The sequence below is a fragment of the Paenibacillus alginolyticus DSM 5050 = NBRC 15375 genome (assembly GCF_000422905.1).
GTDB classification, from domain to species: Bacteria; Bacillota; Bacilli; order Paenibacillales; family NBRC-103111; genus Paenibacillus_E; species Paenibacillus_E alginolyticus.
In genome coordinates, this window is the sequence record NZ_AUGY01000150.1 from 1 (window position 1) to 10,595 (window position 10,595).

Consider the following 10,595-nt stretch of genomic DNA (forward strand, 5'->3'; position numbering starts at 1 on the left):
CAGGACCAACTATTCCAACAAGCCATTAATCACGTTGTAGAGGCTTATAGAGGCGGTAAAAAGGTTGGGTTCCATTGCGGTGGTGGAAAAGGTCGAACAGGCGCAGTGGCCATTGGCACACTGTTAGCCTTAGGTAAAAGCCGAACCATCGAAGAAGCTGAGAAATTGGTGCAAAGCATTCGCCCTGTTGTTAGTATTAAACAGCCTCAACGTGAGGCGCTTGAGAAATTATTTAACATGTAACCTAGATTGATTCGGCCCCCTGGCAATATTTTTGCTACCGGGGCCTATATTATTTTTAAAGGATATAAAATTTTCTCGAAAAAGTGAATCCATTTGCAAATTCGTACGTCTCTGTAATAAAACAATTCTGGAGGGAAGAGTATGAACACCGAGGAAGTATGGAGATCATTTTATAGTCCTTTGCGGAATTTCATTATTAAACGGGTAAAAAGTGAGCATGATGCTGACGACATTCTACAGAATGTCTTTATAAAAATACACGCTAACTTAGATACATTAAAGGATGATCAGAAACTGCAATCTTGGATATATCAAATTACTCGAAATAGCATTATTGATTACTACAGAAAAGAACAATTCCAACTGAAGGCTGAATTGCCAATAGATTTACCTTTTGAGGAAACTGAGGATCTAAATGAGGCTATTAAGGAAATAGCATCTTGTATTAGACCAATGGTTGGGCAGCTCTCCAATAATTATAAGCATGCTCTAGAACTCACTGAGTTAGGTGACTACACTCAAAAACAACTAAGTGAGCAACTAGGTATTTCTTTTTCTGGAGCAAAATCTAGAGTGCAGCGTGGCAGGGAGAAATTAAAAGAGCTCTTGCTTAATTGTTGTAATTTCGAGTTTGACCGGCTAGGTAATATCATTGATTACACTTCTCGAAATAACAACAAAACCAAATGTAGTACATCGGATTGTTGTAACTAGATAAAAAATGAATTGCGTCCTTACGAATTATCGTGCGTCTACAGATATGTAACACACTTTAATCAATAGGGAGGAAAAGAATATGAGCAAAAAAAATAATATGAACGAACAAGGCAATTTTAAAAGCGAAAGCTGTTGTGGTGGACCTGCACCAAATGAGATAAACGCATGTTGTTCAGAAGATGCAAATGCGAAGGCCGCTGGACAGGATGGTTGTGGTTGTGATTCGAATTCAACTGTTACAAAGTCTGCTTCCAGTTCCTGTTGTTAGCAATTATATTTAGAAAACAAATGGCAGTAATCATTCGCGGCACCATTTGTTTTCTTTCATTAAATTCAGTTACCACCAACTTTGACTAAATCATTCTCATATTAGAAAGAATAACAACCCACTGAACATTTCGGTGGGTTGTTGCTATTTGTAAATAAGTTTGTAAATCTCGTAAAACTTTCGTAAATCATCCAAACTTCTAGTTTGTAGTTCGGACGTGAAAACTTCTAGAAACTCGTTTTTTGCCATTTCACTTGAATTACCAATTTCATTAAATTGAAAGAACTCAGATTGAGACATTTTCAAAGCTTTGATAATTTTCTCTACGGTTTCAAGCGATACATTTCTTTCTTCTCACTCTAATCCTCCTATGTAGGAGCTCTGAATATGTGTTTTAGGTTTTCAAAGGTTGAAGAAAGAGGCATCGCAGATTTAGTTAATGGGCAGAAAAGAACAATGTTGAGATGGTCAATAATTCTTTTCTAAGATGGATATAAATTTAAACCAGAACTTTGACTAACGGTGATCATTAGTTTAATAAAACAACTGCAGTATAGGACTTTAAATTCGTCCATGGCTGCCGCTGTTTCGTTTATTGGGTGAAAGTCTAATTATTTACCGAGTAGACATTTGAATTATCTCTTTTTTCATTTGTTGAAATCTGTACTATAAGACCAATTAATCCAATTGAACCTAAAATAACCGATCCCCAATTAATACCTTCTCCAACTTTAAAAATAGATTCTTCCTTATCACTCATTAACTTATTACCCACCTTTTTCGCCATTTCAATGGTTCCAAGAAGCTGCTCCTTTAAAGTCTCAGTTCCTATTCGATGTCATTCCTTCTCCATGCCTGAAGCTGCTGGTACAGTTCAAGGGCTTTTTGGAACGACTGAACCCAAGTCATTGTGAACTTCCTACTCGTCTTATTCCTTTTACGGCGCTTGCTTATAACGTTTGAAACAATGGCCGGCATCCAGAACAATGTGGCCAGTATCGTGAAGCTCACGATGCCTTGCAATGAATTCAAAAATTCAAACCACACATGATCCCGAGAATCCACGCATTTGATTCGCGCTTCAATGAGCCACTTCCAAGATAGCAGGTGTCCCCATATTAAGTAGCAGGCTCCCATCCAGACGATGACCTTTAGTACTGTGTCCACATGTCTACCCCTTTCCGGACATATCCTGTTTGGCTTATTTATGGTCAAATATTCTGAATGCATCTTCTGCTATCTGCTTTGTTATATCAGCGGCCTTCTGTTTCGCGCTTTCTTCGGCTTGCTTCGCTTCTTCATCTGTCGGATTCTTCCCGAATAGGCCGCTTGTTTTGTCTTTTATCCATCCACTGGCATCTTTTGCTTTATCAGTTAGATTCATATCCGAAAACCCGCTCAAGACGCCGTCTACGCTTCCTCTGATATCCGGATTTATCGCTCCCATTTTCTGCTCGAACTCACCGATCGACGGTACAAACACCTTTATTTTCTGAATAATCCCGGCTGCCTCCCCAACGGTTACGGGGCGGTCCAGGTTAGGCATGAGACCCAAATTATCAAGTGTCTTCGCAGCAAATGAATCCTCCTCCAAGCCGAGTGCGAGCAAAATCAGGCTGTGCATCTGTTCGTTATTCAACAACTCGCCATTTGACTCTTTATTCATCAGTGCTTGAATGATCCGTTGTGTGTTCTCGTCCTTACTGATTTCGTATATCTTATATCCCGTCATCAATAACCGCGCTTCCGGATACAGAGTCAAGAGGAGGAGCTTCGCGAATTCACCTTCTGTTGTAGGTGTTGCCAACTGGGATGCCGTTTTATTAATTCCCGCTTCAGCTAAGTCCTTAATTACTTTGCTTGCGACTGCAGGTTCCAAATCTGCATACATATTAGGATTCCAGATACGCCGCTTTTCTTTCTTTGCAGCATCCTGCAGGCTATCGAAATAAGACGACCAGATTGTGTTCGGTGCAATCGTCATAACGCGGGCATAGCCCTCTGAGACAAGGGTAGCATTGAAAAATTCCCCATTTTCGAGGTGAACATACGCCAACATTCTGCCATAAGGATCATCCGTCTTGTCACGAGTCACGTAGACCGTCTGGCCAAGCAATCGACTCTTGGAGTATGCGGATGCCGCCTTCCCGCCCGGCTCGATCCCGGCTTCCTTAGTGGACTCAGTGGTATTGACCCCAATAAGGCGGATTCTCCGAGTGTCGCCATTTTCGAAGCGGGCATCCAACGTGTCCCCATCAGGCAGGTATGTTACCGTCGCTTTTTGATATGATTTTGTACTGATCGAAATTGTTCGGGTATTCTGGTCGTAACCGATAAGCGCACTGAAGCTTTCACCCACAAATCGGAGCGGGACATACGTGCTTCCCTCGATGATCTGGCCGGACGTTTCCATCTCCATTGTTTTATCGTTCAGCTTCGCCGTATTATCCCCTGGTTTCATTGTCAGGCGGGTCCCTGCTTTTTCAGCGATAACTGCTTGGTTATCCGCGTCCCAATTTACCGTAATCCCCATCGCCTCAAAGACGGATCGGAGCGGGACCAAGGTGGATCCATTCATAATGACCGATGGCTTCAGCAGATTCACCCGCTTCCCATCCAAATACATCGGGATATCGACCTTTTCAAGGGCGTAATGCTGCGTCCCTGATTTCGTATTTATCACGGCGGTCTGGAGTTTAGTCGTTCTGGAGTTGACTGTAACTACCTTTTCTAGCGATGCTGATTTTGCGATACTCACCGGTTGTTCGGTAGCTGCTTTTTCTAGAGATGCTGATTTTCATATACTCACCAATTGTTTGGTAGCTTCTCCCGCTCCGCCAGTCGGCATATAAACCGTATAACTTGCCGCAATAACTGCGATCCCCGCTGCGAGCACGGCAATTCGTTTCAATGTTTTCCCTCCTCCAACGCAAAAAACACGTACCTGTCCCATTGGAACGTGTACGTGCTTCGTCACGAATTATTCGACTATGTATTTCTCTTATTATAACAACGAAACAATATTTCAGGAAGTGTTAAGAATAGGAGCCTTTTTCATTTCCGTTTTCTATAGAATTTGTTGCAGATCGATGGAAGTTTATTTTTGGGAGGGGAGTAATCCTTTGACTGCAGCCTTTTCTTTGACCAAATAAACACGGGGAACACTGGTATTCGACCCGAGGTTGGCAAAATGATGGACGCTGCCCACCCAATACTGATTCGATTTGACGGCCGGAAAGTGGCTACGGATTTTCTCGAAAATTTCTTCGTCCGCTACGATGACATCACCCGTTTTCAACTCATACGGGTATTCCATTTCCCCGAGCGTGAACATATCGCCTAAAACACCATCTTTCGAATCAACAAACATCAGCAAATACTTTTTCATTTTATTTCATCCTCTCCTATGAGTTGCGAATTTTGGTCAAGAAAAAGGGTGAAGCATCAAGCCTAATCTTAAAGCTCTGTTTCGTTTCTCCTGGTCTTGAGACATCAGCACAACATTGGTGAGCCGGTAGTGTTGGGCCAATACATAAGGTGCAATTTCCCGCTCCGCCTTTGATTTCCCGTCAATTCCGAAAACGGTCAGCTGCATCTCATCAACAGGTTTGATCTCCAGACGTTTTGGGTAATTTAATTGCGCATCACGAATGCTTTCAATCAGGGTATTAGCTGCAATTCCAGAGTGCGGTTTTGTCCTGAGTTCTTGAAGCTCCTTCATTACCGGCTCGCTTATCAGCAACTTCCCTCCGCTATTTTGGAAAATGAGGTGCAGATAGTTAAAAATCTGATCATGGTACTTCAATAAGAACGGGGCATCAACCGCGAGCGAATGTCCTGTCTCCAAGTAAGTTGCCAAAACATCGTAAACCATGTTGGAGGAAAATGACTTCTTCGTATCAGACATATCCGGCGGCAAAAGATTATTGGTTTGCCGAGGCATGCGTGGAATAAAGAATGAGAGCTCCCAAGTAAGCAGGATGATTTTTAGTACAACTAATAATGCGATCAAACGCCATGCGGCGGAAAACAAAGAAATATCGGGCATACTAGACTCCCCTTTCTACATCTATTTTACCGTATACCTCTCGATCCCTCTACTCCCGCCCCACCCAAATTAGGACTCTGAAATCCTCTTCACAGATCTCACCTCCTTTTTGAAATCAAAAAAAGCACGTACTTATCCCACCCAATTGAGGAATAAGCAGTGCTTCTGCCTGTGTTGTATTTAATTACCAATAAAATAACATGATCAGATCAATATTACAAGTATTTATTATTCTCAGTTTTAAGGAAATCAGCGACATTTTATACTACAACTCCCCTCCTCCTCCTTTCTTCCACCATACCAGCTATAAACCCCCACTAGCTCAGGTCCACTTGTCCACTCGTCCCTATTGGTAAACAGACAGAATGAAAGGGGACACAGCTGTACGATTCCCACGGGGTATCGAAGAAAATAAAGTGTTAGACTGAAAATAAAGTATTAGCATGGTTTATCAAGACCTAAATTTAAGAAAGTCAAATAACATAAAGGGTTCCACATATTGTACATGACTAATATGTGGAACCCTTAATTTTTAATTATCGTTTCCCAGTTAGCGTAATGATCAATTCAATCAGTTCCTCTTAAGAACGATCTTTGAAATGGAAATACATCAGGCCAATCAGGTTTTCCCGGCAAGCCCATTTCTTGCTCAATCCTTTTCCTTCGACCGTTACAGCACACCGACCAGCTCTGCAAAGTGACGCCCACGCTTTTCAAAGTTGCGGTATTGGTCAAACGCAGTGCAAGCAGGGCTCAGCAGCACAGTGTCGCCCGGTGTAGCCAGCTTATGAGCCTGTGCCACTGCCTCTGCCAGGCCTTCGCAGCGGACAATGGGTGGGCAGCTCGGCACGCCGCAGCCTCGATTTGACTGGCTGCTTCGCCTATCAACAGCAACACCTTGACATGATCGGGCAGCAGTCGGGCCATCTCGTCAAACGGTACCTTCTTATCTCGCCCGTCGGCGATCAGCAACACTCGGCCCGTGTGCGCGTGCAGCGTGGCGACGGTACGGGCGGGGCTAGAGCCGATGGAGTTATTGTAATAATGCACGCCGCCCACAGTTGCCAACCATTGGTTTCGGTGCTCCACGCCGACGAAGGTGCGCACTGTCTCTAGGATTGCCTCGTCCGTGTCCCCCGCACGGCGGTCAAGGCAGCCATGACGTTTTCCACGTTATACCACCCCGGCAAACGAATTTCACGGATAGGTACCAGCCCGTCGATCATGCCATCGCGGACCGTATGCCCGCCGAAAATGGAACAGGGACACAGCGCGAAAAACTCCTCCATCTCGGGGTAGTACCAGCGAAGCTGTCACCAAGTGCCAACTGAATTAAAAAGTTGCGCAAATGACGTGTATCGGAACAAAATTTGAAAATTCAACGGTGTTTGAGCCTAATTAATCAGGTTTTATAGGGATGTGGCCAACCTAAGTTCCAATTCCAAAATTAAATTCGGAACTTAGGTGAAATCCCTTGCAGGAGCCAGCATTTTCAAGGGGCTTTATCATAATTCAGAATTAAATTTTCCCCTGGTGACAGCTTCGCTGGTAGTGGGCCTTCTTGCGTGACCAATCTACTCTCCACCGCTAGCTGTTCAAGCTTCACCTTCACTTCTGGACTAACGTTGTACGCCCTATTGATAACCTTCTGTTCATTTGACGCGGTGCCGTCACCTATTGGAAAGTTAACTGAAGAAAGCGGCAGTGGACGCCTAAAAACAAAGGAGCTAAGTACGTACAAGCCACTTAGCTCCTTTTTCAATCCAATATTCACTACTTTTAAACAATTGAATCTGTCTCGCACATCTATAATTGTTACATTTGAGACAGCCTCTTTTATATAACTTAACCTTTTAGCCCAATGATGCTCAAAAGTTATTACTAAATTGATTCTTCAAATACATTAAACCATAAAGTGAAGGTTGAGCCTTTTCCTTTAAAACTTGTTACGTCTACAGAGGCTTTGTGTTCGTCAATTATAAATTTTGCTATAGAAAGTCCTAAGCCAGTACCATCTATTTGTCCTCTTGAATTATCTGCTCTGTAAAATCGATCAAAAATATATGGGATTTCAGAAGTATCTAATCCAATTCCTGTATCTTTTATGCAGATTCCGACCGAGTGTTCCCTTTTTTCGATATATAATTCAACTGCTCCTGATAATGTGTATTTGAAAGCATTCTCTATAAAGATTAATAATAGTTGTTGTAAGTAGTCGCTATTCCCCAATATAAAAATATTGTTTAAAAGGTGGAGATCTTTTACGAACCAATCCACTCGTTTAGGCAATACATCTACTTTACGGACCACAGACTCTACAACTGGTTTTAATTCAACTCTTCTTAATTCTAGGTTTATTCCAGAGTCAGACCTCGCTAAATGCAGTAGATCTCCTACTAATTTTCTCATTCTATCCGATTCCTCTACAATATCATTTATGCATTCTAGTGAATCGGTCAACATTTGTTTATTTAAATTATCGTACGATGTTTTTTCAAAAACTTTTTTTAATAATTGTGCATTTCCTAAAATTGATGTAAGAGGTGTCCGTAACTCATGTGAAGCATCAGCGATAAACCTTTGTTGAGTTATATATAAATTATTTATCTTTGTATAACTTCCTTGTAGACTATCCAACATTGAGTTAATAGCCAATGCTAGTTTACCAATTTCGTCGTTAGAATTATTGTAATATATTCTTTCAGCGAGTTCCCCTACACTTCTTATTTGGTCTAACTTTTGAATTAACAAGTGGATAGGACTAAGAAATATCTTTGAAAAATATATTCCTGATAGTATGGTTAGTAAAATTACACTTAAGGTAAGCATATAGAGGGTGAAGCGAAGAATTTTAAAGAAATTTTCAAACTGATTAATATTTATCCCAGATTGAATAGTTCCGACAATCTTATCTTTAAAAACCAATGGAAATGTATAGACAAGAATTGTTGTACCATATATTGAGACGTTATCAAAATAAGGTTTTCCAAGTTGAACCTTATTTCTTTGCACAGGCAACTCGATATTTTTCAAATTATTCGATTTAGTGACTAAACCGTTAGAGAAATTGGTAATTTGAATAAGGTATCCTTTTTGGAGCATCTCATATTCATCAAAATTGATAAATAAATTCCAACTTGTTTGGGAAAGTGTAAGCTCGTAGGACATTGATTGATTTAAAGAATTAACCTCGTATGCCAGACTTTTTTTAATATCGTTATAAATATATTTATGCAAAAAAAGGTATAGAGTGGTTCCAAAAGCAACCAGGGTTATCATGAAAATTAAAGAATACATCAAAGATAATTTTGTTCTAAGAGTCATGTAGACAATCACATCCTAATTTAATGTTTGTATGGTTGTTAAAGTAACATACAAACATTAATCACACATTAAAAAATGGAAATTAAGTAATAATATAGGACTTCGCTTGAGTGTTGAACATTGTAGCATATTCACCGTTTAACTTGAGTAATTCTTTATGAGATCCTTGTTCAATTAACTCCCCATGCTTCATGACTAATATTTTATCTGCATCTACACATGTACTTAGTCGGTGAGAAATGAAGATAGCTGTTTTTCCATGTGATAGTTCCATAAAACGATTAAAAATTTCTTGTTCTGAAATGGGGTCTAAGGAAGCAGTTGGTTCATCTAAAATAACAATTTGGGGTTTTTTCAAAAAAGCACGTGCTAGGGCAATTTTTTGCCACTGTCCACCGGATAAATCATAACTTTCAGAAAACTCAGATCCAAGTTCAGTATCTAACTTTTTAGGAAACTTTCCTATATCGTTGTATACCTCTGTTTGCTTTAAAACCTTATTTATAGCTGCTACATCATTTAATTTATCCATGTCTCCAAAGGCAATATTCTCTTTCACAGACATGTTATATTTGGTGAAATCTTGGAATAAAATTGTGACATTTTGAATGAAATTTTTTCTGTTGATCTTATTTACTTCAATTCCGTCAACTAGAACTGAACCATTTGTAGGTTGTAGTAAGCCTATTAGACATTTAGAAAGTGTACTTTTTCCTGCACCGTTATCGCCTACAATTACAACTTTCTCTCCAGGATTTATGTGAAAAGATACGTTATTAATAGTAGTATTAGAATTTTGTGGATACCTATAAGTTAAGTTCTTTACTACAATGCCTTCTTTTAATTGTACGGGAAATACTTGGTTTTCTTCCTTAATATTATCTGGTAAATCAGCAAATTCAAGTACTTGTTTTACAAATAAACTATCTTCATATATCGCTGATAGAGTACTTGATAATGAATTACCATTGTTCTGTGAACTAAGTAATAGCTGAGTTAAAGCGCTATATTCTCCTATCGTGTATCCTCTTCCTATACCCATTTTAATTAATACTACTGAAGCTAACACTGAAGTCAAACTACTTAGAAATATGGGTACTACAGATATAACTAATAAATATTTCTCTAACACAAAAACTTCCATTGTACTTTTCCAGTAAAGATCCCTTCTTTTTTCCATAATATATTCTGAGTGATTAAATATTCTAAACTCTTTGGCAGAGCCTTTCATTCTAAATAAGTTACCGAGATAGCTACTTTTTCTATTTGTTTCAGTTTGTGCATATAATTTGTTTGTTCTAATATCTGCCAGTTTAGTGTTAACAACAAATACTATAATCATAGGAAGAAAAATAGCAAATGATAGCATCCAGTTATAGTGTATAAGGATAATGACATAACCAACTGAAACGAATACTGTTTTAACTAAAGACAATATATTATTAAATAACGAACCTATCCTCATCCCAGAACCATTCGCAGCTCTTTGCAATTTGTTGTAAAACTCAGGCATCTCAAAATAATCATAGGGTACACTTAGTGTCTTTTTTATTGTTTGTTCATCGAAATGGAACGTTAAGTTATTTTGTAATTTTACATCACACAATCGTTCTGAAGCATTTAGTAAAGCTAGAGTAATTACCACTATACCTTGGAAGACTAACAGAAAGTATAACTCACTACCTTTATCTACACCACTTAAAACACTAGTTATCAGATTTATTATTTCCTTTGTTAGGTAGACTTGTACGATTGGGATGAGTGAGGAGGTCAGTGTGGACATGACTAGGAATAACGCTAGAAAAGGCGAAATACTCAGAATAACTGAAACTGATCTTATTATGTATGGAACAGATGAAAAAAAAAGCGTAACTTTATTCATAAATATACCTCATATTTTACAATAATATCTTTGATGTTTGATCAAAGTAAACTAATGAAAATTATTCAGGGTGGCACCTGATATCCCCATAGCTAAATCAAGGGGTTTTACGG

The 10,595-nt window shown here is 39.5% G+C and carries 12 protein-coding genes; 3 read left to right on the plus strand and 9 right to left on the minus strand.

The annotated features are described in order from the left end of the window. From G519_RS0135825 to G519_RS51470, 3 genes are all read left to right on the plus strand, one after another. The coding region (locus G519_RS0135825; protein WP_029198687.1) for a protein-tyrosine phosphatase family protein at positions 1-243 on the plus strand (243 nt) is incomplete at its 5' end. Between the two features lie 141 nt (positions 244-384). Beyond that, positions 385-957, plus strand: coding sequence for an RNA polymerase sigma factor SigZ (gene sigZ / locus G519_RS0135830; RefSeq protein WP_029198688.1), 573 nt, complete (start codon positions 385-387; stop codon positions 955-957). A gap of 82 nt (positions 958-1,039) precedes the next feature. After that, positions 1,040-1,228, plus strand: a complete 189-nt coding sequence (locus G519_RS51470; RefSeq protein ID WP_084160509.1) for a hypothetical protein — start codon at positions 1,040-1,042, stop codon at positions 1,226-1,228. A gap of 607 nt (positions 1,229-1,835) precedes the next feature. Here G519_RS51470 and G519_RS0135835 read toward each other — a convergent pair. The 9 genes from G519_RS0135835 to G519_RS0135880 all read right to left on the minus strand — a co-directional run bounded on the left by G519_RS0135835 (position 1,836) and on the right by G519_RS0135880 (position 10,482). Continuing rightward, the gene (locus G519_RS0135835) at positions 1,836-1,988 is read right to left on the minus strand and encodes a hypothetical protein (protein WP_154669653.1); all 153 of its coding nucleotides are present in this window, start codon (positions 1,986-1,988) and stop codon (positions 1,836-1,838) included. Positions 1,989-2,056: 68 nt separating this feature from the next. Continuing rightward, positions 2,057-2,395 (minus strand): hypothetical protein, encoded by a 339-nt coding sequence (locus G519_RS0135840; RefSeq protein ID WP_029198690.1) that lies wholly within the window; start codon positions 2,393-2,395, stop codon positions 2,057-2,059. Positions 2,396-2,429: 34 nt separating this feature from the next. Further along, on the minus strand, positions 2,430-3,986 hold the full coding sequence (locus tag G519_RS48190; RefSeq protein WP_127527710.1) for a stalk domain-containing protein: 1,557 nt from the start codon (positions 3,984-3,986) through the stop codon (positions 2,430-2,432). A gap of 339 nt (positions 3,987-4,325) precedes the next feature. Beyond that, a complete protein-coding gene (locus G519_RS0135855; protein WP_029198691.1) occupies positions 4,326-4,616 on the minus strand; it encodes a hypothetical protein in 291 nt (96 codons plus the stop codon). 36 nt (positions 4,617-4,652) lie between these two features. Beyond that, on the minus strand, positions 4,653-5,276 hold the full coding sequence (locus G519_RS0135860) for a PIN domain-containing protein (RefSeq protein WP_029198692.1): 624 nt from the start codon (positions 5,274-5,276) through the stop codon (positions 4,653-4,655). Between the two features lie 670 nt (positions 5,277-5,946). Beyond that, complete coding sequence (locus G519_RS53170; protein WP_268633672.1) at positions 5,947-6,078, minus strand: hypothetical protein; 132 nt, start codon at positions 6,076-6,078, stop codon at positions 5,947-5,949. A gap of 690 nt (positions 6,079-6,768) precedes the next feature. Next, the gene (locus G519_RS0135870; protein ID WP_029198694.1) at positions 6,769-7,017 is read right to left on the minus strand and encodes a hypothetical protein; all 249 of its coding nucleotides are present in this window, start codon (positions 7,015-7,017) and stop codon (positions 6,769-6,771) included. 140 nt (positions 7,018-7,157) lie between these two features. Next, positions 7,158-8,600 carry a sensor histidine kinase gene (locus tag G519_RS0135875; RefSeq protein ID WP_029198695.1) on the minus strand — a complete coding sequence of 481 codons (1,443 nt, stop codon included), beginning with the start codon at positions 8,598-8,600 and terminating at the stop codon, positions 7,158-7,160. 82 nt (positions 8,601-8,682) lie between these two features. Continuing rightward, complete coding sequence (locus G519_RS0135880) at positions 8,683-10,482, minus strand: ABC transporter ATP-binding protein (RefSeq protein ID WP_029198696.1); 1,800 nt, start codon at positions 10,480-10,482, stop codon at positions 8,683-8,685. Between the last annotated feature and the right edge of the window lie 113 nt (positions 10,483-10,595).